This window comes from Marvinbryantia sp. (genome assembly GCF_047017445.1).
Classification (GTDB): Bacteria; Bacillota; Clostridia; order Lachnospirales; family Lachnospiraceae; genus Marvinbryantia.
The window spans coordinates 1-22,599 of record NZ_JBKXTT010000003.1; the positions used below are offsets into that span (position 1 = coordinate 1).

General features: G+C 48.1%; 18 protein-coding genes and 1 riboswitch. Of the genes, 14 read left to right on the forward strand and 4 right to left on the reverse strand.

Annotation, left to right across the window (positions count from 1 at the left end; translation table 11 throughout):
• Nucleotides 1–294: 294 nt before the first annotated feature.
• Nucleotides 295–469: riboswitch (Lysine riboswitch) on the forward strand.
• 127 nt (nucleotides 470–596) lie between these two features.
• From dapA to ACLU9Q_RS03860, 5 genes are all read left to right on the forward strand, one after another.
• Entirely contained in the window at nucleotides 597–1,487 is an 891-nt protein-coding gene (gene dapA / locus ACLU9Q_RS03840) for a 4-hydroxy-tetrahydrodipicolinate synthase (RefSeq protein WP_298515390.1), read from the forward strand.
• A gap of 38 nt (nucleotides 1,488–1,525) precedes the next feature.
• Nucleotides 1,526–2,284, forward strand: a complete 759-nt coding sequence (dapB, locus tag ACLU9Q_RS03845; protein ID WP_298515393.1) for a 4-hydroxy-tetrahydrodipicolinate reductase — start codon at nucleotides 1,526–1,528, stop codon at nucleotides 2,282–2,284.
• Nucleotides 2,285–2,411: 127 nt separating this feature from the next.
• Nucleotides 2,412–3,515, forward strand: a complete 1,104-nt coding sequence (locus tag ACLU9Q_RS03850) for a hypothetical protein (protein WP_298515396.1) — start codon at nucleotides 2,412–2,414, stop codon at nucleotides 3,513–3,515.
• A 139-nt stretch (nucleotides 3,516–3,654) separates the two neighbouring features.
• Nucleotides 3,655–4,521, forward strand: a complete 867-nt coding sequence (locus tag ACLU9Q_RS03855) for a DegV family protein (RefSeq protein WP_298515399.1) — start codon at nucleotides 3,655–3,657, stop codon at nucleotides 4,519–4,521.
• 32 nt (nucleotides 4,522–4,553) lie between these two features.
• Nucleotides 4,554–5,897, forward strand: a complete 1,344-nt coding sequence (locus tag ACLU9Q_RS03860) for a polysaccharide deacetylase family protein (protein WP_298515402.1) — start codon at nucleotides 4,554–4,556, stop codon at nucleotides 5,895–5,897.
• 99 nt (nucleotides 5,898–5,996) lie between these two features.
• On the opposite strand, the gene ACLU9Q_RS03865 is transcribed toward ACLU9Q_RS03860, so the two are convergent.
• Complete coding sequence (locus tag ACLU9Q_RS03865; RefSeq protein WP_298515406.1) at nucleotides 5,997–6,956, reverse strand: sugar-binding transcriptional regulator; 960 nt, start codon at nucleotides 6,954–6,956, stop codon at nucleotides 5,997–5,999.
• 258 nt (nucleotides 6,957–7,214) lie between these two features.
• On the opposite strand from ACLU9Q_RS03865, the gene ACLU9Q_RS03870 reads away from it, so the two are divergent.
• From ACLU9Q_RS03870 to ACLU9Q_RS03905, 8 genes are all read left to right on the forward strand, one after another.
• Nucleotides 7,215–8,501 carry an enolase C-terminal domain-like protein gene (locus ACLU9Q_RS03870; RefSeq protein WP_298512627.1) on the forward strand — a complete coding sequence of 429 codons (1,287 nt, stop codon included), beginning with the start codon at nucleotides 7,215–7,217 and terminating at the stop codon, nucleotides 8,499–8,501.
• A gap of 43 nt (nucleotides 8,502–8,544) precedes the next feature.
• Complete coding sequence (locus ACLU9Q_RS03875) at nucleotides 8,545–9,705, forward strand: ABC transporter substrate-binding protein (RefSeq protein WP_298512629.1); 1,161 nt, start codon at nucleotides 8,545–8,547, stop codon at nucleotides 9,703–9,705.
• Nucleotides 9,706–9,792: 87 nt separating this feature from the next.
• Nucleotides 9,793–11,259 carry a glycerate kinase gene (locus tag ACLU9Q_RS03880; protein ID WP_298512631.1) on the forward strand — a complete coding sequence of 489 codons (1,467 nt, stop codon included), beginning with the start codon at nucleotides 9,793–9,795 and terminating at the stop codon, nucleotides 11,257–11,259.
• 22 nt (nucleotides 11,260–11,281) lie between these two features.
• Entirely contained in the window at nucleotides 11,282–12,196 is a 915-nt protein-coding gene (locus tag ACLU9Q_RS03885; protein ID WP_298512633.1) for a branched-chain amino acid ABC transporter permease, read from the forward strand.
• Nucleotides 12,193–13,179, forward strand: coding sequence for a branched-chain amino acid ABC transporter permease (locus ACLU9Q_RS03890; protein ID WP_298512636.1), 987 nt, complete (start codon nucleotides 12,193–12,195; stop codon nucleotides 13,177–13,179). Before ACLU9Q_RS03885 ends, ACLU9Q_RS03890 begins: the two co-directional genes overlap by 4 nt.
• Nucleotides 13,180–13,181: 2 nt before the next feature.
• Complete coding sequence (locus tag ACLU9Q_RS03895) at nucleotides 13,182–13,976, forward strand: ABC transporter ATP-binding protein (protein ID WP_298512641.1); 795 nt, start codon at nucleotides 13,182–13,184, stop codon at nucleotides 13,974–13,976.
• Nucleotides 13,970–14,677, forward strand: a complete 708-nt coding sequence (locus ACLU9Q_RS03900) for an ABC transporter ATP-binding protein (protein ID WP_298512644.1) — start codon at nucleotides 13,970–13,972, stop codon at nucleotides 14,675–14,677. Before ACLU9Q_RS03895 ends, ACLU9Q_RS03900 begins: the two co-directional genes overlap by 7 nt.
• 15 nt (nucleotides 14,678–14,692) lie before the next feature.
• A complete protein-coding gene (locus ACLU9Q_RS03905; protein ID WP_298512647.1) occupies nucleotides 14,693–16,012 on the forward strand; it encodes a lactate racemase domain-containing protein in 1,320 nt (439 codons plus the stop codon).
• Here ACLU9Q_RS03905 and ACLU9Q_RS03910 read toward each other — a convergent pair.
• The 3 genes from ACLU9Q_RS03910 to ACLU9Q_RS03920 form a co-directional block, all read right to left on the reverse strand.
• The gene (locus tag ACLU9Q_RS03910) at nucleotides 15,961–16,533 is read right to left on the reverse strand and encodes a tRNA (mnm(5)s(2)U34)-methyltransferase (RefSeq protein ID WP_298512653.1); all 573 of its coding nucleotides are present in this window, start codon (nucleotides 16,531–16,533) and stop codon (nucleotides 15,961–15,963) included. The genes ACLU9Q_RS03905 and ACLU9Q_RS03910 overlap by 52 nt on opposite strands.
• 130 nt (nucleotides 16,534–16,663) lie before the next feature.
• The gene (locus ACLU9Q_RS03915) at nucleotides 16,664–18,274 is read right to left on the reverse strand and encodes a CTP synthase (RefSeq protein WP_298512656.1); all 1,611 of its coding nucleotides are present in this window, start codon (nucleotides 18,272–18,274) and stop codon (nucleotides 16,664–16,666) included.
• Between the two features lie 223 nt (nucleotides 18,275–18,497).
• Nucleotides 18,498–19,982 carry a DUF1846 domain-containing protein gene (locus ACLU9Q_RS03920; protein ID WP_298512659.1) on the reverse strand — a complete coding sequence of 495 codons (1,485 nt, stop codon included), beginning with the start codon at nucleotides 19,980–19,982 and terminating at the stop codon, nucleotides 18,498–18,500.
• A gap of 391 nt (nucleotides 19,983–20,373) precedes the next feature.
• Here ACLU9Q_RS03920 and ftsH point away from each other — a divergent pair, with 391 nt between their 5' ends.
• On the forward strand, nucleotides 20,374–22,443 hold the full coding sequence (ftsH, locus tag ACLU9Q_RS03925) for an ATP-dependent zinc metalloprotease FtsH (RefSeq protein ID WP_330666950.1): 2,070 nt from the start codon (nucleotides 20,374–20,376) through the stop codon (nucleotides 22,441–22,443).
• Nucleotides 22,444–22,599: the final 156 nt, after the last annotated feature.

Genomic DNA, 22,599 nt, shown 5'->3' on the forward strand with positions numbered 1-22,599 from the left:
GTTAGACCTTCAGATTGATCTTTTTCAATTGCCTTAACTAAATGACATTGGTTCATGCCAGCCTCAAACACCTGCTGCGACGCGAAGCTAGTCCTGTGGGTTTGAGGCGTGAGAATGTGATTCAGGTGTGAGCAAATCCCATTCGCGAAGCGAATTTTAAATGGATTTGCGAAGGTTGCTGTGAACGGAGTGAACAGCAACGGTAAAATGTGCAGAACATACAGCAACGGTAAAATGTGCAGAACATGATTGACAAGATTTTTCAATAATGTTATGATGTGAATAATCAAATATAGTTTTGATAGAGGTTGCGTGTTTCATGAGTCGGCAGCCGGATGTATCCGGGTACAGGAGAAGGCTGCTAAAAGGGGAATGCGCCGAAAGGTGCAGTACCTGGAGCTGTATACTTGGGCATAGGGCAAACAGCTTTATGACTGTCATCAGAGTTTGATGGGGAGCTATCTGAAAACGTACCGGTATTATTTACGGAGATTTTGGGGCGGACTCCCGTGGTTCGCTCCGTTTTTGTGTTTTCCGGGGAAGATACCGGAGGGCTGAAAAACAAACTGCATGAAAAATTTAAAGGAGGATAAATAATGGCTATTTTTGAAGGAGCCGGCGTTGCGATCGTCACGCCGATGAAGGAAAACGGGGAAGTAAATTACGAAAAACTGGGAGAGCTTCTGGAGTATCAGATTGCGAACAGCACAGACGCGATCATCATCTGCGGAACCACCGGAGAGTCTTCTACGCTCACGCATGAGGAGCATCTGGACGTCATCCGCTATGCGATCGATAAGGTGGCAAAGAGAATCCCGGTGATCGCAGGCACCGGTTCAAACTGCACGGAGACGGCGGTTTATCTGTCGCAGGAGGCGGAGAAGGCAGGCGCGGACGCGCTTCTTCTGGTGACGCCGTACTACAATAAGGCGACACAGAAGGGGCTGATCAGACACTATACGACGATCGCCAATTCTGTGAAGCTGCCGATCATTCTTTACAATGTGCCGGGGCGCACCGGATGCAACATCCTGCCGGAAACCGCGGTGACGCTTGCAAAAAATGTGGAAAATATCGTGGCGATCAAGGAAGCCTCCGGCAACATCGCGCAGGTGGCGAAGCTGATGAGCCTTGCGGACGGCTGCATCGATCTCTACTCCGGTGAGGACGGACAGGTGGTCCCGGCGCTTTCGCTTGGCGGCAAGGGCGTTATTTCCGTACTGTCGAATATTGCGCCGAAGGAAACGCACGACATGGTAATGCTCTATCTGGAGGGTAAAACGAAAGAAAGCTGCGACATCCAGCTCAAAGCGATCCCGCTTGTCGACGCGCTGTTCTGCGAGGTTAATCCGATTCCGGTAAAGACGGCGCTCAATCTGATGGGCTTTGAGGTGGGACCGCTTCGCGGACCGCTGTGCGAGATGGAAGAGGCAAATGTACAGAAGCTGATCAAAGCAATGAAGGATTTCGGGATTGCGCTGGCGTAAAAAAGAACGATTTGGTATAAAGTATAAAGGAGAAAAAAATGGTAAAAATAATTATGCACGGCTGTAACGGACATATGGGGCAGGTGATCTCCGGTCTGGTGGAGAAGGATGCGGACGCTGAAATCGTGGCAGGCGTCGATATGGTGGACAATCGCACCAACAGCTATCCGGTGTTCACAAGCCTTGACGCCTGCAATGTGGAAGCGGACGTGATGATCGACTTTTCCTCATTTAAGGCGACGGACGGGGTGCTCGCCTACTGTGCAGAAAAAAAGCTGCCTCTGGTACTCTGCACGACCGGACTTACGCAGGAGCAGCTTGAAAAGGTAAATGAGGTCTGTCGTGAGACGGCGATTCTTCGTTCGGCCAATATGTCTCTCGGCATCAATACCCTGCTTAAGCTCCTGCAGGACGCGGCGAAGGTGCTCGCGGCTGCCGGTTTCGATATGGAGATCGTGGAGAAGCATCACCGGCTCAAATGCGACGCACCCAGCGGTACGGCGATCGCTCTGGCGGATGCTCTGAATGAGGCGATGGACAATAAGTACCATTATGTGTACGACCGCAGCCAGGTGCATCAGCAGCGGGACGACCTGGAGATCGGGATTTCCGCGGTACGCGGGGGAACGATCGTGGGAGATCACGATGTGATTTTTGCAGGTCCGGACGAGGTGATTACCTTCAGTCATCGCGCTTACTCGAAAACGGTGTTTGGCAAAGGCGCGGTAGAAGCCGCAAAGTTCCTGGCAGGGAGAGAACCGGGACTTTACGACATGCAGGATGTAATAAATTCTTAACACATTCTTAAAATATTTGCATTTAATTGTGAAAATTCTGCAAAATGCATTGACTTTTACTGGCAAATAAAGGTAGAATAAGTTGTAAGTACGCAGGGGATATAAACGAGTGATAGGAGGAAAAAATATGAAAAGAATGACATTATTTCTGGCTTTGTTTGCTTCCGCGGCGATCATGCTGACAGGCTGCAAAAAAGAGCCGCAGGAGACGGAACCGGCTACGACGGAGGCACCGGTCATGACGGAAGCGCTGACAGAAGTGCCGACCACAGAGGCGCCGACTGAGACGGAAAAGGAAGACAGCATGAACCGGACCAGAGAGCTGAAGGGGCTTGTGAAGTCCTCGAATGACACCAGTCTGACGATCCAGACGGAGCGCGGAAAGGAGCTGACCTTCTCCCTTACCGGAGCGGATATTCAGGTTGCAAATGGCATCCAGGCGGGCAGCAATGTAACGGTTATGTATAAAGGAACGATTAACGGCACAGATACGGCAAGCGCAAGAGTGCTGATGGTGAGGGATCTGGCTGCGGGCGAGACGCCTGTCACAGAGGGCGAGCTGATGACGGAGGCTGAGGAAGCCGATCCGAATGCGGGCGCAGGTACGCTCGGCGGTACGATTTCCGACCTGAGTGCAGACCGCATCGTGGTTCTTTCGGACGACGGCGATTCCTACTACTTCTCCATGTATGGCGCGGATATCAACCTGGTAAATGGTATGCAGGCAGGAAACTATGTCACTGTGGAATACAACGGAGACATTTACGGACCGGATATCGTGCCGGCGACCAGCATTTCGGACAACAGCGCGGCAAACGGCGAGACAGCGGTGGCTCCGGGATCACCGGCAGGCGATTATTCCTATGTGAGCGGTACCGTTGAGGAATGCGGCGTAAGTGCGATCACGATCACGGACGACGAGGGCGTTACCCTGTCGATCGATACGGCGGGAGCAACCTGGTACCTGACGGACGGCATTGCATCGGGCGCATATGTGACCATCGCGTATACCGGTACGCTGAGCGGCACCGATACCACAGGGGTAAAGGGTGTTGCTGTATATGATACGGCTGGAAGCACAGGAAATGCAGACACCACAGCAGATGATGGTACGATGGCAGACGACGGCACAGTAGCAGATGACGGAATGGTGACGGATGACGGCGCGGTTTCGGACGATGGAGTGATCACAGACGACGGTGCAGGCGCGGACGACGGCGCAGAGGTGTAACAGAAGTTTTGGGTAGTTACCAAAAAAGTGAGGGCTGGCACAAAATATTGTGTCGGCCCTCTTGTATTCTGGAAGGATTTGCATTAAACTAAAGGAGGACAGCCAGCCTGTCCGAATAGCATACAGAGAGGAATTTAAAATGAAGAAAATAGCGGTAGTTACAGACAGCAACAGCGGTATTACACAGAAGGAAGCAGAGCAGATGGGCATTTTTGTGCTGCCGATGCCGTTTTTTATTAATGATGAGTTATACCTGGAGGGCATCACGCTCACACAGGAAGAGTTTTACGTGCGTTTGAAGGAGGATGCCAATATCAACACCTCGCAGCCGTCTCCGGGCAGCGTCACAGAGCTGTGGGACAAGGTGCTGGAGGAGTACGAGACGCTGGTACACATTCCGATGTCGAGCGGGCTTTCCGCTTCCTGCGAATCTGCGCAGGCGCTGGCGCGCGACTATGAGGGCAGGGTGTATGTGATCGATAATCAGAGAATTTCCATCACGCAGCGCCAGTCAGTCAGGGACGCGCTGGTGTTGATCGAGCAGGGAAAGAGTGCGGCACAGATTAAGGAAATACTGGAAAAAATGAAGCTGGAGGCGAGCATCTACATTACGCTGGAGACACTCAAATATCTCAAAAAAGGCGGCAGGATCACTCCGGCGGCAGCGGCGCTCGGTACGATTCTGAATCTGAAGCCAGTGCTGCAGATACAGGGAGAAAAGTTGGACGCATTCTCCAAAGCGCGCGGCAAGCAGAAAGCGAAAAAGATCATGCTCAATGCGATGCATAAGGACTTTGAAACGCGCTTTGCAAAAGAAGTGGCGAACGGGGAAATCGTATTGGCGGCGGCATACGGCGGAAACGAGGAGGAAGCGCAGGAGTGGCTTGAGGAGATCAGGGCAAGCTTTCCGGGGATGGAGGTCAACATGGATCCACTCTCACTCAGCGTTGCCTGTCACATCGGCTATGGTCCGCTTGCGATCGGATGCTCGCGAAAAGTAGTGTAGAGTCTGCGGCGGTTTAAATTGGGGAGAAGAGTATGAAAAGCTGGAAAAGGATATCTTTCAGCCTGTGCGCGCTGATGCTGATGCTTATGACAATGGTGGTTCCGGCGCAGGCAAAGACGACAAATGTGGTAACGACAAGCCTGGTGGATGTGCGCAAGGCAGTGAAGCCGAAGGGCAAATGGGTAAAGAAAGCGAAGGGCTATGTATTTTGCCTGTCGGGCAGCGGAAAAGCTGTAAAGAACAAATGGATCAGCGTAAATGGGAAGGTGTATTATGTAAATAAAAACGGCTATCGTGTGACCGGATGGATCAAATATCGCGGAAAGTTCTATTATATGGAGAAAAGCGGTGTGATGCACACCGGATGGCTGACGCTGAGCGGGAAAAAGTATTATATGAAGAGCAACGGCGTGGCAGTGAAAAAGCTGCGCAGGATCGGAGACGCCACATACTATTTCAACCCGTCAGATGCCTCGATGAAAAAGGGCTGGGTGACGATCGGAAAGGATAAGTATTATTTCAGTAAGATCGACGGCAGGATGCGCACCTCTACCTGGGTGCCGGGCGGCGGTAAATACAGATGGGTGGCAGAAGACGGAAAGCTGAAGACGTCGTGCTGGATAATTAACGGGAAAAATAAGTATTATGTGAATTCAGACGGCGTGCGTGTCACAGGCACGCAATACATTGGAAACAAGGGCTATTATTTTAAATCAAACGGCGTCTACGATCCTTCCGTGAAGGTGAAGATGGAGGTCAACCCCAACAAAAAGATGGTGGCGCTGACATTCGATGACGGGCCGGGTCCGTATACGACCAGACTGCTCAACTGTCTGCAGAAAAACGGCGCCAAGGCAACCTTCTTTATGGTCGGCTCCAGCGTGCCAAATTACAAGAGCGCTGTAAAGAAGATGGCGAGCATGGGCTGCGAGCTGGGGAACCATTCTTATAGTCATCCGGCGCTTACAACCCTGTCCTACAGCAGACGCAGATCGCAGGTTACAAAGACAAACAACAACATTTACAAGGCGTGCGGCAAGTACCCGACGGTGTTCCGGCTACCGTATGGAGACGGTCACAACAATAGTGCAGTGCTTTCCTCGCTTGGGCTGCCGTCCATCTACTGGTCGATCGATACCAGAGACTGGGCGAATACCGGAAATCCGCAGCACACGATCAACGCTGTGCTGAACAATGTGAAAAACGGCGATATCGTACTGATGCATGATATCCATCGTTCCACTGTGCAGGCGGCGGAGACTATCATCCCGGCGTTGAAAAAGAGGGGCTTCCAGATGGTGACGGTAAGCCAGCTTGCAAAATATAAAGGAAAGACCACGCTGAGAAGCGGAAAAACTTACTATAATTTTAAATGATAATGATGTGGGTCTGCAAAGAACTCGCTAAATCGTAAAAAGGCTGTGAAATCTGGAGTTTTCAACTCCTTTTTTCACAGCTTCTTTATGTATTGTCATTTACAGATCGTTTGCCATAATGGATATGGCTTTGGCGGTATCTTCATCGACAATAAGAATGTTAATGTATCCTTTGCGAAGAGCAGCAAAAACAGCTTTATATTTTGCGCGGCCCTGTGCGAGACAAATTCTGTATTTTTTCTTCAGCAGTTCATCAAGAGATAATGACAAAACTTTTTCATCCAGTTCTGCACTGTATATACTCCCGTCATTTTTAATAAAATGATCAAAAACACTTCCGACGACACCATTTTCTACAAGGGTATCCAGCTCTTCTTCTGAAAGGTAACCGGAATTTACTACATTGGAACTGCTCCCCATCGAAAGACTGTCTACTGTAAAAAGCGCAACAGAAGCCTGGTTCTGGAGCTCTCTTACGTGCCGGATGTAGGGTTCTTCCAGCAGGCAGTTTTTTACCTGAGGGCTGGCGGCGATTGCGGGGACCGGATAAAAATATCCGATGCCGTTTAAGGCCTGGGCCATTAAAAAAGGAATGGATTCTCCATAAGTAGGGTAGGAGAGGTTTGTAAAACACCCGCCGGACTGAACAACTGTAATATTTTCCAGATCTACCTGGCTTTCCATACATTTGGCGCAGCGATAGAGTGTGTTCCCATTATCGACTGCGATAATATCTCCGTTTTGAAGCAGAGAGGGAATGTAATTAGCAGCGTGATTTGCAATTTTATATTGGCTGTTCTCATCAAGTTTGGAATGAATTGCAAAAACGCGAATCAAATTAAATTTTGTTCTGATTTTCTTTTCGAGAGAGGTTTCTGTATCAAGAGTCTCATGAACTTTGATTGTAACAATTCCTTTGTTCTGAGCTTCCATTATTAATTTGGATACATAAGGGCGGGAGAAACCGATGATTTTTCCTATCTCGGCCTGGCTGAGTCCTTCCTCAAAGTATAATTTTGCTGTTTTTAACAGAATATCTGTCCGTATGTTTTCATCCATAATCGTTCCTCTTCATAATTAATTTCATTAATTTCTTACATAAGTATAACATAAGATTATTTTTTGTCAAATTTCTATTTACGTATGGTTCTTTAAATAACAAAAAACAAGAAAAAGGTTATTTTTGCCAATTGTCTTATTACGTATGAAATAAAAATAGCAAAATATCTTTTTAAATATAAATAATATTATTTCTGTTGACAAATGATAATAATGATGGTAGAATATGTTTACAAAACAAAAGAAGGGGAAGAAGAAATGAATAGTAAAAATTGCATCAAAAAAGTTCATGCAATTCAAGTGTATACCAGACGACATGTTCTTGGAATAAAAGCTTTTGTCGAGACGGAAGGGGGAGCAAAAGGGCAGGCGGAATGCAGTGCCGGTGTATCGATTGGTTCCCATGAGGTTCATTTCGAGTATGACGGAGGGACACGATGGGGTGGAAAGGGCTGTACTAAGGCAGTAAATAGTATTAATACGGTCATTAATGACACACTGCGAGGCATGGACGTTACAAATCAGTACGAGCTGGATCGGGCGATGCTGCAGATTGGGGGCGACGGCAAAAACGCGGTAGGTGGGAACGCAATTGCAGCAGTATCTGCCGCATGTCTGAAAGCCGGGGCGGCTGCTTTGGAAATTCCGCTCTATCGGTATATAGGCGGAGAGCGGGCCTGTATGCTTCCCGTTCCGGGAGCACCAGCTTACTCGGGGGGTGAACGTTGGGGCGGTGGAGTTCATCCGACCGGAAATAAACCGACAACGGCATTTCAATGCTATGATTTCGGCTCTTTTGCAGAAGCTTCGTATGCAGGGTGGGAAGTATATCGGATATGGGAAGAAGAAATGTTTAAAAGGGATATTCCTGAGACAGATGCATTTTTCTTTAAAATTCAAAAAGGAAAGTTTAAAGACTCTGATGAGGGAATTTTTGAGCTGATGGCGGATTGCATCCGTAAAGCAGGATATGAAAATAAAGTCGGTATTCAGATTGATTTTGCAGCGGATACCTATTATGACAGGGAAACAAAGCTGTACAGAGGACTTCTCTATGAAAAGCCGCGAGACAGAGATGAATTGATGGATTATTACATAAAAATCATTCGGACCTATCCTTTTGTTTCGGTAGAAGATCCGTTCTATGAAGATGATTATGAGAGCCATGCACTTCTTACCAGTAAGGTCGACATTCAGGTAGTTGGTGACGATTTGTATACGACGATGCGGGAACGTGTACAAAAAGGGGTGCTCCTTGGAGCGACGAACGCGATGCTTTTGAAAGTAAATCAAGTGGGAAGTATTACAGAAGCATTGGAAGCGGCACGGTTTGCACATGAATCAGGACTGGCTGTTATGCCATGTGAGAGCAGAGGAGAAGATCAGGATATCGCAGATTACTGCGTGGGCATCGGAGCAGAATCTGTACGTGAGATGGCAGTGTTGAATAAGGCAGCAAACCGGTTCCTTGAGATTGAAGAAGAGCTTGGCGGAAGAGCACAGTTTTGGGGAAAGAAAGGCTTGAAAGGTAAGAAATTTCAGTAAATAATCCGGTATAAAGCCGGAAAAAATAAGGAGGATCATAAGAATGAAAAAAAGAATGATGGCAGGTTTTGCAGCAGTTTGTATGCTGGGCGTCGGGACTATGGGTTACGGAGCAGGAGCAAGCGAGGATTTCAAAGGAGAGATTAATGTTGGTCTTTGTCTTGGGATTACAGGAGCAAATGCAACGACCGGGATCAATTTCTCCCAGGGAATTCAGGAGGTAGTTGATCAGGCCAATGCAAACGGGGGAGCAAACGGCTACAAGATTAATATCGAGCTGGTAGATTCGGGTGATGATACGGATACGGCGACGAATGCGATGAATCTGATGGTGGAAAGCGATTACTCACTTGTGATCGGACCGCACTACAGCTCTCAGGTGTATGCAGTAAAGGATATTATTGAGAAAAACGGTATTCCGACAATTGTAGGCGGAACGAATTTTAAGCTTCCGTCAGAAGAGAACAATTATTTATTCCTTGGACGTACAAACGATACGATCCAGGCCAAAGCAGTTGCGCAGTATATTGCGGAGAATGAAGCACCGGAAAAAGTTGGGATCATGTACAGCGCAGATGATTTTGGACAGGGCGGTCTGACAATTGCAGGAGAAGTATTTGATGAGCTTGGTATTACATACGTTGCAGAACCCCATAATACCGCAGACACAGATTATTATACAACGCTTATGAAAATGCAGCAGGAATCCTGTGATGCGATTATGGTCTGGACGACAGTCAATCCGATGATGGTTATTGTACGTCAGATCAATGAACTTGGCATGAATGAAGAGACAAACTTTTTTACCTCACCATGTATCGGGGAAGCCGCGCTTCTCGATGCAGTTGACCATAGCTGGCTTGATGGTATTTATACGGTTCAGGAGACATTTTATGACACAGAAAATCCGGATGTAGTTGCATTTGGTGAGGCTTATGAGGAAAAGTATGGTGTAGTACCGGATGCTGCGGCAAGAGCATATGCAAGTATTGCATATATTGCGGTGGATGCGCTTTCAAGGGCGGAAGATCCGACTGATCGTGAATCTGTAAAAACTGCACTTGAAGAGACAAAGGATTTCGAGACAATTTTTAATACTTATTCCTGTGATGAAACACATATGCTGAATCATACCATCCAGCTTTGCCAGTTTCAGGCAGAGGCAGATGATCTTGTGCTGATACAGCAGATCAGTGGTGAATAATTTTAAAGTCATTTTGGGGTGTCAGGGCTGTTCGCAGTTAAGCTGTGAAGCAGCCCTGTAAAAAAGAAAGAACAGGCGGTGGAGCTTATGAGAATCCAAAATCAGAACCAACTGATCGCGCATGGTAATTGCAGCGCGAGAAGGGATGCTCTACAAATTTTAGATGCAGGGCTGACTGCAAGTGATCCGTATTACAATACATTGAAACTGATCCGGTTAAAAGGTGAGGACCTGGTAATTGGGGCTCCGGAGTATGAAGCATCAAAGGATCCAAATTCCGGATATGAAAGCTACAATATAAATGATTTTGAACATATTTATGTAATTGGGGCAGGAAAAGGGGTTCAACGTATAGCGAAAGCTCTGGAGGATGTTCTGGGGGATTATTTGACAGAGGGACATGTTATAGCCAAATATGGAGACCCGGTTATATTAAAGAAGATTGGAGTGACGGAAGGAAGCCATCCTACTCCGGATGAAAATTGTGTCAAAGGATGCAAAAGGATCGTTGCGTTATCAGAGAAAGTCACAGAAAAAGATCTTGTTTTTACAATTATCACAAATGGCGGGAGTTCGCTTCTGACGATGCCGGCAGATGGAATTTCTTTGGAAGAAATCATTAGGATTACGCAAATAATGCAGATTGAGAAAGGCGCCAATACTCGTGACTTGAATTGCATTAGAAATCATATTGATCAACTAAAGGGCGGAAAATTATTACGATTATTCAGTAGGGCTTGTCTGATTAATATTATGGGAGCCGATCTCAATCATATATATGATATAGAACCAAAAGACTATTCTTTTTTGGTTCATAATAATTACTGGCTGCATAATGCGCCGGATGGGACAACGTATGACATGGCAGTGCGGGCACTGGAAAACTATAATGCATGGGAAGAATGTCCGGAGTCAGTGCGTAATTTTCTTTTGAAAAAAGAGAGACGCGAGGAAACGCTCAAATATGAAGAATATAAAACATTCCGGTCACGCATGTTTGGAATTATGCCGGAAAACAAAGGCTTTTATGAAAAAGCACTGGAACAGGCAAGGAGTCTTGGCTATACCGCATATCTAATGTCAGAGAATATTGGAATTGAAGCATCGCACGTAGGTGCGTTTCTTGCTTCAATTGCAGAATGTGTTGCAAGGAAAAACGAGGCAATGCGCTTGCCGACAGCATTGATTTTTACAGGAGAATTGTTGGTCTCAGTGGGAAAAGCAGGTGGAGTTGGAGGACGAAATCAGGAATGCGCGCTTGCCTTCGCAGAAAGAATTGCCGGTAACAGATCCGTAGTCTGCGCCTGTGTTGACACAGACGGTACGGATGGACCGGGAGGATATATTCAGGACGGGGCACCGGGCTGTCTGTCGGGGGCGGTGGTAGATGGTTATACAGTGGCGGAACTGGAATCATGCGGGTATGATATTGCAAAAGCAATCAGAACGCATGCTGCGACAGAGCCTTTGTGGAATACAGGAAACGGAATCCTGGCAGAACAGGGGATTAGCCTGAATGATCTGATCGTTGTTTTGATTCAGCCGGAAAAATAAAGTCAGCAGGGGGGATAAAAAGATGTTTGTACAATTGTTGGTCAGTGGTATTGCAATGGGATTCGTTTATGCGCTTGTTGCAATTGAATACACGTTAATTTGGAATTCATGCAGTTTGTTGAATTTTTCGCATGGTCAGCTGATCATGCTGGGAGCATATATATTTGGCGGTACATTTGTGACGGGACTTGGGTTTTCTTACGCAATGGGCTGGATTGGCACGATTGCACTTGTCGCAATTCTGGGTACGATCCTGGCATTTGTGATCTTTATTCCGTTAAAGGATTTTGGGAGCTTATATGCGATTGTAGCCACGATGCTGTTCGGAATAGTTATTTCGAACCTGGTTCCTCTGATTTATGGTATTTATCCGATTCATTTGAATAATTATCTGAGTGGGATTTATAAAATTGGCAATATGGTAATAACGAGGGCTTATTTTTATATTATTATTGTAGCGGTTCTGGCGGTAACAGCACTTTTGTGCTTTATGAAATATACCAAGATCGGGAAAGCAATGCGTTGTGTTCAGGAAAATAAAGCAATGTCTGCAATGGTTGGAATCAACGTAAGGGCGAATATGGTTATTACGATTTCTTTAAGCTGTGTAATTTGCGCCCTGGTTGGAATGCTGGTGGTACCGCTGTTCAGCATTACAGTCACGATGGCAGATACGATTTCTATGAAGGGCTTTATCTCGGGTGTTCTTGGCGGTTTTGGTTCTGTGCCAGGAGCTATTCTTGGCGGCATTCTGGTGGGCGTTATTGAGAACATCTCTACTATATATATTCCTTCTGTATATAAAGATATTACGAGCTTTCTGATTTTGATCGTTGTGCTTTTGATCAAGCCATCCGGTTTACTGGGAACCGGAAAAACAAAGATGACAGCGAAGAAACCGGCAGCATATACCAGGAAAGGGGGAACGAAAAGATGAAGAATCAGAAATTCAGATCCATACTTGCCCTGCTGGCTGTTTTCCTGGTAGTCGCCGCGGTATTTATATTTTATCATGGAAATTACCTGTTTAATGTCATGTGTCTTGTATGTTGCTATTTTGTGGCGGTGACAGGGTTAAATTTTATTACCGGAATGACGGGGCAGCCCATGCTTGGTATGGCAGGTGTCTTTGCAATTGGAAGTTATACGACAAGCATCCTCACAACAAGGACAGGCCTGAATCCATGGCAGGCCATTCCATTTGTACTTCTGGCAGGGCTTGTGATAGGGATTCTTCTTGGCTATCCAAGTTTGCGTTTGTCCGGTGTATATCTGTCCTTTACTACCATAGGATTTTCTGAAATTGTACGGATTCTGGCTATGAACATGACGGAGGTGACCGGAGGGGGAACCGGAATAAAAAACATTCCCAACTATGTGATTGGTTCTATGGAACTTTCGTCATCAAAAGAGAAATTATTTGTCTATATACCAATTGCATTATTGGTTGGATTATTTGCAAACTGGATCGTACACTCCAGATGGGGCAGAAATTTCTTTGCTATTCGTGATAATATTGAGGCAGTGCCGATCTGCAGCATTAACGTTACCAGTGTGAAGATGGTTGCGTTTTGTCTGGCGACGATGCTTGGTTGTCTTGCAGGGAGCATGTATGCACACATGTATAATTATATTAATCCGTCAACGTATAATCAGACGCTTTCTATCTCGATTATCAGTATGCTGATCATTGGAGGAATGGGTTCTGTATGGGGCGGTTTGGTCGGTTCTTTGCTTGTTACAGTGCTTCCGGAATGTCTGCGCTTCTTTGGGAGATATTATGACTTTGTATATGCAGTGTTGATGCTTCTGATGATCATCTTTTTCCCGGGAGGGCTGGTTAATATCTTTAAAAAGGAAAATGACAGGAAAAAATCTCTTAAGGATCTTGTACAAATTTTCATAGGGGGAGGAAAATAACCATGAATGATATTCTTCGTGTTGAAAACATGACGATGTGTTTTGGCGGTCTTGTGGCCGTAAATGATGTTTCTTTCCAGATGGAAAAGAGAACGATCCATTCCCTGATCGGACCAAATGGAGCAGGGAAAACGACGATTATCAGTATGATGAACGGAACACTTCCGGTGCCAGGGGGAAAGGTTTTTTTTGATGGAGAAGATGTGACAAACAAACCTACCTATGTAATCGCTAAGAAAGGGATGGGGAGAACATTCCAGAACATTAAGCTTTTTGACAGTATGACGGTGGAAGAAAATTTACTAATGGGGGCAACGTATCTTTATGAGTACGACAGTTTTCTGAAATTTCTTATTACACCAAAGCGCCAGAGAAGACTGGATCGCCAGGCAAGGGAAATTGCCGGCGAGATTATGAATGATTTTAATATTTATCATATGAAGAATGAGCGGGTAGGAAAACTGGCGTATGGTCATAAAAAAATCGTTGAGCTGGCCAGAACTGTCATCAGCCGGCCCAAATTGATCCTTCTCGATGAGCCGGCAGCCGGACTGAATCCGACAGAACGCCAGGAATTTATTGGAATTATCCGGAATGTTTTTGAGTCGGGCATTGATTTCTTTATTATAGAGCACAACATGGATGTCATAATGAATTTAAGCGACCGGATTACTGTGATTAATTTCGGCGAAAAGATCGCAGAAGGAACACCGGAAGAAATTCGGAATAATGATCTGGTAATTGAGGCTTATTTGGGCGACCGTTTTAAGAAAGAGAGGGGGCAGGCATCATGTTAAAAGCAGAAAATGTCAATGTTTCCTTCGGTCAGGTAAGAGCATTAACAAATGTCAGTATAGAATTGAAAGAGGGAGAAATTGTAGCTATCATCGGTGCAAATGGGGCAGGAAAATCATCTCTGATGCGCAGTATTATGGGAGATGTCCGTGCTACATCCGGAAAAATTACGTATTTGGATAAAAATCTTGGTAAGATGCGCCCGCATGAGATTGTAAAAGCGGGGGTTGTATACGTTCCGGAAGGCCGTCAGGTTTTTGCAAAACTGAGTGTGCAGGATAATCTGGAAATGGGAGCGTACTGCAGAAATTATTCAAAGGCAGAGTTAAACAGACATTACGAAGAAGCCTATACGATGTTCCCTATTTTAAAGGACAGAAGAAAACAGATGGCAGGGTCTTTGAGCGGAGGCCAGCAGCAGATGCTTGCACTTTGCAGAGGGCTGATGAGTGATCCGAAAGTAATGCTGCTGGATGAACCGTCTCTGGGACTTGCACCGATTATTGTAGATGAAGTGTTTGAAACAATAAAATCAATTAATACGCGTGGAATTTCTGTGATTTTAGTAGAGCAGAATGCGTATATGGCGCTTGAAACATCGGCACGCGGCTATGTACTTGAGAATGGAGAAGTGATTTTGTCGGGACCAAGCAACGAACTGCTGAATAATCCGGGAGTAAAAGCGGCTTATCTTGGCGGGTGAGAAGAGGGAGGAAAGATGAAGACCATATATGATGATTTACTTGCATCAATAGAAATCCCGCGTTTTGTGAAGGTAAGAAATAACCGGAGAGCAAAAAAAGTAGAGAATGTTTATTGGGAAGTCTGGAAAGCACTTGAAAATATTTCGGCTGAAGAAAAAATAAAACCGGGGATGCAGGTCTGCATTGCCGTCGGCAGCCGTGAAATATCAAATTTTCCTGATATTGTCAGGGCTGCAGTGAATTTTGTGAAAAAATGTGGTGCAATGCCCTTTCTCATACCGGCAATGGGAAGTCACGGAGGCGCGACGGCACAGGGGCAAAGAGCAATTTTAAAAGGATATGGAATTACGGAAGAAAGTATAAAAGCCGAGATCAGAGCGTCTATGGAGACAGAGATAATAGGTGTTACAGAGGATGGAATACCGGTTCATATAGATGCATATGCGAATGCGGCGGATCTGATTATTCCGATCGGGCGAATAAAACCTCATACAGATTTTCGCGGAAAAGTGGAGAGCGGACTTTGCAAGATGCTGGTAATTGGTCTGGGAAAACAGCAGGGCGCTTTTATTTGCCACAGATACGGTTTTGGCAGAATGGCAGAAAATATCTGGAATATTTCAAAGGAGATTGTTAAGCAAAAGAAAAATATCATAGGGATTGGTGTGATAGAAAACTGTTTCCATGAAACATATATGGTGAAAGCATTATATGGAGAGCAGTTTCATGAGGAAGAACCGGAGCTTCTGACTATCGCGCGCGCACAATTGGCGAGGCTGCCGTTTGCAAAGGCTGATGTTTTGGTGCTTGATGAGATTGGAAAAGAGATTAGCGGGGCCGGTATGGACACAAATGTAACCGGAAGGTGTTTTAATCTTGAAACATCTGAACCATTTTTTCAGTCAATTGCAGTTTTTGATGTGACAGAGAAATCACACGGAAATTGTTCCGGGCTTGGAGCGGCAGATGTGATTACAGAAAAATTATTTCGGAAATTCAGTTTTGAGGATACGTATCCCAATATGATCACTGTCGGAGATGGGTTGGGGGCAAAAATACCGGTTGTCATGCCAAATGAGAAGCTTGCACTTAAATTTGCACTTCGCTGTGTCCATGATTTTGCGGATGAGACAGAACAAATCCGTATAATTTGGCTGAAAAACACACTTGCACTTGATGAATTTTACATTTCAGAGGCGCTGGTGGAAGATGCAAAAAAAATCGAGCAGATTGATATCATTAGTGAACCACATTATATTGAGTTTGATGAGGAAGGCGGGGCCTATAGCCGGATCACGAATGCCGGGATGGGTGGGTTATTCGGGCGGTTGTAGTACTGCGTCAGCAGCACAAGATATTTTTTCGAGTCAAGCGCTTTTAGCCAGTCGAGCACGGCGTCTCTTTCCGCGAAGCCGGTGTCGCCGCCGCTGTAAATGCAGATGCAGAGAAGTCCGTCCTTTTTCAGGAGCGCCAGGCTTTTTTCCAGCGCGATGAGGGTGGAACCGGGCTTTGTGGCAAGCGTATGGTCGCCGCCCGGAAGGTAGCCGAGGTTAAAGGCAATACAGTCGGCACTCTCCGGCCGGACATAAGCATCCAGATGCTCGTGGGAGTCTAAGATCAATTGATAATTGCAGCAGGGGAGCGCTTTTTGAAGGCGCTCTTTTGTATGCTCCAGCGCGGCGGGCTGGATGTCGAAGGCGAGCACGCTTCCGCTTCTGCCCGCCTGGGTGCAGAGAAACTGCGTGTCATTTCCGTTTCCCATCGTTGCGTCGATGCAGAGGGAACCCTCGTGTATATGCTCCCGCATCATGCGCTGGCACCATGCGGTAATCTGATAGTTTTGTTTTTGTGACATAATCTGCTCCTGTTTAATGGGATGAAAACGGACAGGCAGCGATACCTGTCCGTAAATGCTGCAACAGTGGTATTGCAGATCTATTGTGCAGAGTTTTTTCCGAAATGTCAAGAGAGGTAAAATGCTATTTTTATACATCCGCGGAGCAGTTTAATGCTGCCTCTATAAATCCCTTAAATAACGGGTGTGGACGGTTCGGGCGGGATTTCAGCTCCGGGTGAGCCTGCGTTGCCAGGAAAAACGGATGTGATTTCAGCTCGATCATTTCCACAATGCGTCCGTCCGGGGAGAGGCCGGAGAGCGTCAGACCGTGGTCTGTCAAAACCTTGCGGTAGTCGTTGTTTACCTCATAGCGGTGCCTGTGGCGCTCGTGAATGGTTTCCTCTCCATAAAGCGCGTATGCTTTCGTTGTCTTATCCAGCACGCAGGGATAGGAGCCGAGACGGAGGGTGCCGCCGATATCCTCCACCCCGTCCTGATCCGGCATCAGCGCGATCACCGGGTGGGTGGTGGCAGGATTCAGCTCGATGCTGTGCGCGTCCTTTAACCCGGCAACATTGCGGGCGTATTCCACGATGGCAAGCTGCATACCAAGACACAGCCCCAGGAAGGGAATGCCGTGTGTGCGTGCATAATGGATCGCAACGATTTTTCCGTCAATGCCGCGATCGCCGAAGCCGCCGGGGACGAGGACGCCGCGCACATCGCCGAGCATTTCATCCACATTTTCTTCGTTTAATAATTCCGAATCTATCCATTTAATATGAACGGTTGCACTGTTGGCAATGCCGCCGTGCTTGAGCGCCTCCACCACGCTGATGTAGGCGTCGTGAAGCTGCGTATATTTTCCGACCAGTGCCACCGTGACATCCTTCGTCGGGTGACGGAGCGCTTCCACCATGGAAATCCAGTCGGAAAGCTCCGGATCGGGACAGGGCAGATTCAGACACTCGCATGCAACCTGCGCCAGATGCTCCGCCTCCATAGCGAGCGGCGCTTCGTAGAGGTATTCCACATCGAGGTTCTGCAGAACATGGGAAACCGGAACATTGCAGAACAGAGCAATCTTTTCCTTGATGCCCGGCTCCAGCGGAAGCTCGGAGCGGCAGACGAGGATATCCGGCCAGATGCCCATACCCTGGAGCTGCTTGACGCTGGTCTGGGTCGGTTTTGTTTTCATTTCGCCGGATGCCTTGATGTACGGGATCAGGGAAACATGAATCAGAATAGCATTTTCCCGTCCGACGTCGTGCTGGAACTGGCGGATCGCCTCCAGAAACGGCTGGCTCTCGATGTCGCCGACTGTGCCGCCCACCTCAATGATCGCGATGTGCATGTCATCGGAGGTATAGTTGCGGTAAAACCGGCTCTTGATCTCATTTGTGATATGCGGGATCACCTGCACGGTGCCGCCGCCGAAGTCGCCGCGGCGTTCCTTCTGAAGAACCGACCAGTAAATCTTTCCGGTGGTGACGTTCGAATTTTTTGTGAGGCTTTCGTCGATAAAGCGCTCGTAATGTCCGAGGTCAAGGTCTGTCTCAGCGCCGTCGTCTGTGACAAAAACCTCGCCGTGCTGGATTGGATTCATGGTTCCGGGGTCAATGTTGATGTATGGGTCAAATTTTTGCATGGTGACCTTGTAGCCGCGCGCCTTCAGAAGGCGTCCGAGAGATGCTGCGGTGATGCCTTTTCCAAGCCCGGATACGACGCCGCCCGTGACAAATACATATTTTACTGACATGTTCTTTTCCTCCTTAAATCCTGGTGATATCTGCAATATGCGGTTTTTCCGGCGCTTTTCCCGGCAGCCCCGGAAGCGGTGCCGCAAAAAAAGGGTGCGTCTCCCAGCGTATGGAAGACACACCTCTTTGTGTACAAATAAATCCGATTGCATTATAACCGATTTTCCTGTAAATGAAAACTTTTTTTTCGCGGTTTTTAATGAGCAGTTCTGATTAAGCTAATCAATTTTTTAAATAGGAGCGTTTGTTTTCGTAAACAGGCTCGGAGGTAAGCTGAACGGAAAGCCGCTTGAAGGTCTTGATGTCAACTGCGGACAGAATGACGGTGGTATGCACCTGGCATCCGGCGAGCTTTGGAATCTGTTCCAGCGCGAGCTGTGCCGTTTTGCTGGTGGCTGCGCTGATGGAAAGCGCGATCAACACCTCGTCCGTGTGCAGGCGCGGGTTTTTACTGCCAAGGTATGCCGTTTTCAGCCGCTGGATCGGCTCGATCGCAATCGGGGAAATCACATGCTCCTCGTGGGGGATACCGGCAAGCTCTTTGAGGGCGTTCAGGAGGAGCGCAGCGGAAGCTCCGAGAAGCTCCGAGGTTTTTCCGGTGACGATTTTTCCGTCGGCAAGCTCCATCGCAGCAGCAGGAGCGCCTGTTTGCTCCGCGCGTGCAAAAGCAGCGCCCACCACACGGCGGTCGCCCTTTGAAATACCCGCCTGGTTCATGATCAGCTCGATTTTAATTGCTTCATCCTCTGTCTTGGAGCCGCTGGCAATCTCGCCAAGCGCCTGGTAGTAGCGGCGAATGATCTCCTGCCGGGATGCCTCGCGGCAGACCTCGTCGTTGCAGATGCAGTTTCCAGCCATGTTGACGCCCATATCCGTCGGGGATTTGTAGGGGCTGACGCCGGAAATTTTTTCAAAGATCGCGTTCAGCACCGGGAATATTTCCACGTCGCGGTTGTAGTTTACAGTGGTCTGACCGTACGCTTCGAGGTGGAATGGGTCGATCATGTTGACGTCGTTCAGATCGGCGGTCGCTGCCTCGTAAGCAAGATTTACCGGGTGCTTCAGCGGGATATTCCAGATCGGGAACGTCTCGAATTTTGCGTAGCCCGCACGGATACCGCGCTTGTGCTCGTGATAGAGCTGGGAGAGACAGGTCGCCATTTTTCCGCTGCCCGGCCCCGGAGCTGTCACGACGACAAGTGGACGGGAGGTTTCGATGTAATCGTTTCTGCCGTAGCCCTCGTCGCTGACGATCAGCGGGATATTGCTCGGATAGCCCGGAATGACGTAGTGTGTGTAAACGCGGATGCCGAGCTTCTGCAGACGGCTGCGGAACAGATCTGCGCCGCTCTGCCCGGCGTACTGCGTGATCACAACGCTGCCGACGTACAGACCGCGCTCTTCAAACACGTTGATCAGACGGAGCACGTCGGAATCGTATGTGATGCCGAGGTCTCCGCGAATTTTATTTTTTTCGATATCTCCGGCGCTGATCGCAATCACGATCTCCGCCTGGTCGGAAAGCTGCATGAGCATTCGCAGCTTGCTGTCCGGCTCAAAGCCTGGAAGCACGCGCGAAGCGTGATAGTCGTCGTAGAGCTTGCCGCCAAATTCCAGATAAAGCTTGTTGCCGAACTGACTGATGCGCTCCTTGATGTGCTCCGACTGCATCGTCAGGTATTTATTGTTGTCAAATCCAATGTTCATAATCGCTGTATTCCCTCATCATTCTAGTAAAATTATGTGAATCCGCTGCTATAGTATAGGATGCCGACGCCGTGCAGGCTCGAAAAATCTGCGAATTTTCCCGCTCACGGGCTGGCGCCCTATGAATCCAACGCCATCTGCAGCCGCCTGTATGCAAGCATGCGTGTCTGCCCCCTGCCGTTGTCTTCGCACGGCTCGCTGCCTACCTGAACATGATATATCATATCGCGTTACTTTTCCAGCTCTTTTTGTCGGATTTTTAGAAATATTTTAGAAATTGAAGAATCTTTTTTGAAAGTGAATATTGATTTCTGGGCGGAGAATCCTTATACTTATGTGGGAAGATTTAAATAAAGCAGAATTTCAGGCTTTTGTATACAAGGAGGAAAAGATGGATAATAACCAGAATCGCGGCAATGGTCCGGGCGGCGGTCCGAACAGCGGCAACAAACCGCCGAAAAATAACCAGACCATTATGATTTTTCTGATCGTGACGGTTGTCACGCTGATTATTATAGGTATTTTCAATTCCCTGTCGAGAAGCACGACGACACAGGAAATTACCTATAATCAATTCATAGAAATGCTGGAGAACAATCAGATCAAGAGTGTGGAGATTCAGTCCGGACAGTATGTTATCACGCCGAAGGTGCGCGGCATCACATATTATACCGGAGCTGTCAGCGATCCTAAGCTGGCGGACAGGCTTCTGGAGGCGGGAGTGGACTTTAATAAAGAAATTCCCGATATGACAGCCGATATCATTTACAGCATTCTGACGTTTATGCTTCCGCTCGTCTTCATCTGGCTGATTATGGGCTTTGCCATGCGCAAGATGAGCGGCAGCGGCGGCGTGATGGGTATTGGGAAGAACAAATCGCGTGTGTATGCGCAGAAGGAGACCGGCGTGACGTTTAAGGACGTTGCCGGGCAGGACGAGGCGAAGGAGTCGCTGCAGGAGGTCGTTGATTTCCTGGAAAACCCCGGAAAGTATTCCAAGATCGGTGCGAAGCTGCCCAAAGGTGCGCTGCTTGTGGGACCTCCGGGGACCGGAAAAACTCTGCTTGCAAAAGCGGTTGCGGGGGAAGCGCACGCACCGTTTTTCTCCCTCTCCGGTTCGGAGTTTGTGGAGATGTTTGTCGGCGTCGGCGCGTCGCGTGTGCGCGAGCTGTTTGAGGAAGCGAAGAAAAACGCTCCGTGTATCATTTTCATTGATGAGATTGATGCCATTGGTAAGAGCCGCGACAGCCGTTTCGGCGGAAACGATGAGCGTGAGCAAACGCTGAACCAGCTCCTTGCGGAGATGGATGGCTTCGATTCTGCGTCCGGGCTTCTGATCCTGGCGGCAACCAACCGTCCGGAGGTTCTGGATCAGGCGCTTCTGCGTCCGGGACGTTTCGACCGCCGTATTGTTGTCGACAAGCCGGATCTGAAGGGGCGTGTGGACGTGCTGAAGGTTCATGCGAAAAATGTGTCGATGGATGACACCGTGGATCTGGAAGCGATCGCGCTTGCCACATCGGGCGCAGTCGGTTCCGATCTTGCAAATATGATCAACGAGGCTGCGATCCTTGCCGTAAAGAACGGCAGAAGCGCTGTCAGCCAGAAGGATCTGTTTGAGTCTGTGGAGGTCGTTCTGGTAGGTAAGGAGAAGAAAAATAAGATTCTCAGCCAGGAGGAGCGCCGCATTGTCTCCTATCATGAGGTGGGACATGCGCTTGTCAGCGCACTGCAGAAGGATTCCGAGCCGGTGCAGAAGATTACGATCGTGCCGCGCACCATGGGTGCGCTCGGTTATGTCATGAATGTACCGGAGGAAGAGAAATTCCTGAATTCAGAAGCGGAGATCCGGGCGCGCATTGTAGAGTGCGTGGGAGGACGCGCCGCAGAGGAAATCGTGTTCAACAGCGTGACGACCGGCGCGGCAAACGACATTGAGCAGGCGACCAGACTGGCGCGCGCGATGATCACGCAGTACGGTATGTCTGAGAGATTCGGTATGGTTGGGCTGGAATCTCCGGCAAACCAATATCTGGACGGCAGAAATGTTTTGAACTGCAGCGACCGGACGGCGGCGGAGATCGACCAGGAGGTTATGCGCGTTATAAAGGAAGCCTACCAGGAGGCGCTGCGTCTGCTGCGTGAGCACAGAGAGGCGCTTGACAGGATCGCAGATTTCCTTATCGAGAAGGAAACGATCACCGGAAAAGAATTTATGGAGATTTTCCACCGGGTAGAGCAGGAAGCTGCAGAGCGCAGGGCGGCCGGAGTAACGCCGATTTATGATACGCCGGCGCTGGAAGCTCCGGAAACGGATGCGGTGAAAACAGAAGCTCCGGAAACGCCGGAGGGAAAAGCACAGGATCTGGAAGCGACAGAACAGAGCGCCGCTGCGGATAACACCGTGATCAGTCTTAGCGGACCGGTTGCGGAGGATGCGCCGGAAAATACAGATATTTAAATTTTAAGACACCCTTTTATGTCTTGCATTTCAGACCAAAAACTGCTATGCTTGGTTCTGAAAAGCGCACGGCACGAGGGTGTCTTGCTTTTTGTAACGCTTAAGTGTCCGGCAGGATTTTCGGAAGCCGGATGCGGCTATATTGCTTAGATGTGA

Excerpts from the sequence above, each read along its gene's own strand:
- dapA (WP_298515390.1), top strand. The coding sequence starts at position 597 with ATGGCTATTTTTGAAGGAGCCGGCGTTGCGATCGTCACGCCGATGAAG.
- dapB (WP_298515393.1), top strand. The coding sequence starts at position 1,526 with ATGGTAAAAATAATTATGCACGGCTGTAACGGACATATGGGGCAGGTG.
- ACLU9Q_RS03850 (WP_298515396.1), top strand. The coding sequence starts at position 2,412 with ATGAAAAGAATGACATTATTTCTGGCTTTGTTTGCTTCCGCGGCGATC.
- ACLU9Q_RS03855 (WP_298515399.1), top strand. The coding sequence starts at position 3,655 with ATGAAGAAAATAGCGGTAGTTACAGACAGCAACAGCGGTATTACACAG.
- ACLU9Q_RS03860 (WP_298515402.1), top strand. The coding sequence starts at position 4,554 with ATGAAAAGCTGGAAAAGGATATCTTTCAGCCTGTGCGCGCTGATGCTG.
- ACLU9Q_RS03865 (WP_298515406.1), bottom strand. The coding sequence starts at position 6,956 with ATGGATGAAAACATACGGACAGATATTCTGTTAAAAACAGCAAAATTA.
- ACLU9Q_RS03870 (WP_298512627.1), top strand. The coding sequence starts at position 7,215 with ATGAATAGTAAAAATTGCATCAAAAAAGTTCATGCAATTCAAGTGTAT.
- ACLU9Q_RS03875 (WP_298512629.1), top strand. The coding sequence starts at position 8,545 with ATGAAAAAAAGAATGATGGCAGGTTTTGCAGCAGTTTGTATGCTGGGC.
- ACLU9Q_RS03880 (WP_298512631.1), top strand. The coding sequence starts at position 9,793 with ATGAGAATCCAAAATCAGAACCAACTGATCGCGCATGGTAATTGCAGC.
- ACLU9Q_RS03885 (WP_298512633.1), top strand. The coding sequence starts at position 11,282 with ATGTTTGTACAATTGTTGGTCAGTGGTATTGCAATGGGATTCGTTTAT.
- ACLU9Q_RS03890 (WP_298512636.1), top strand. The coding sequence starts at position 12,193 with ATGAAGAATCAGAAATTCAGATCCATACTTGCCCTGCTGGCTGTTTTC.
- ACLU9Q_RS03895 (WP_298512641.1), top strand. The coding sequence starts at position 13,182 with ATGAATGATATTCTTCGTGTTGAAAACATGACGATGTGTTTTGGCGGT.
- ACLU9Q_RS03900 (WP_298512644.1), top strand. The coding sequence starts at position 13,970 with ATGTTAAAAGCAGAAAATGTCAATGTTTCCTTCGGTCAGGTAAGAGCA.
- ACLU9Q_RS03905 (WP_298512647.1), top strand. The coding sequence starts at position 14,693 with ATGAAGACCATATATGATGATTTACTTGCATCAATAGAAATCCCGCGT.
- ACLU9Q_RS03910 (WP_298512653.1), bottom strand. The coding sequence starts at position 16,533 with ATGTCACAAAAACAAAACTATCAGATTACCGCATGGTGCCAGCGCATG.
- ACLU9Q_RS03915 (WP_298512656.1), bottom strand. The coding sequence starts at position 18,274 with ATGTCAGTAAAATATGTATTTGTCACGGGCGGCGTCGTATCCGGGCTT.
- ACLU9Q_RS03920 (WP_298512659.1), bottom strand. The coding sequence starts at position 19,982 with ATGAACATTGGATTTGACAACAATAAATACCTGACGATGCAGTCGGAG.
- ftsH (WP_330666950.1), top strand. The coding sequence starts at position 20,374 with ATGGATAATAACCAGAATCGCGGCAATGGTCCGGGCGGCGGTCCGAAC.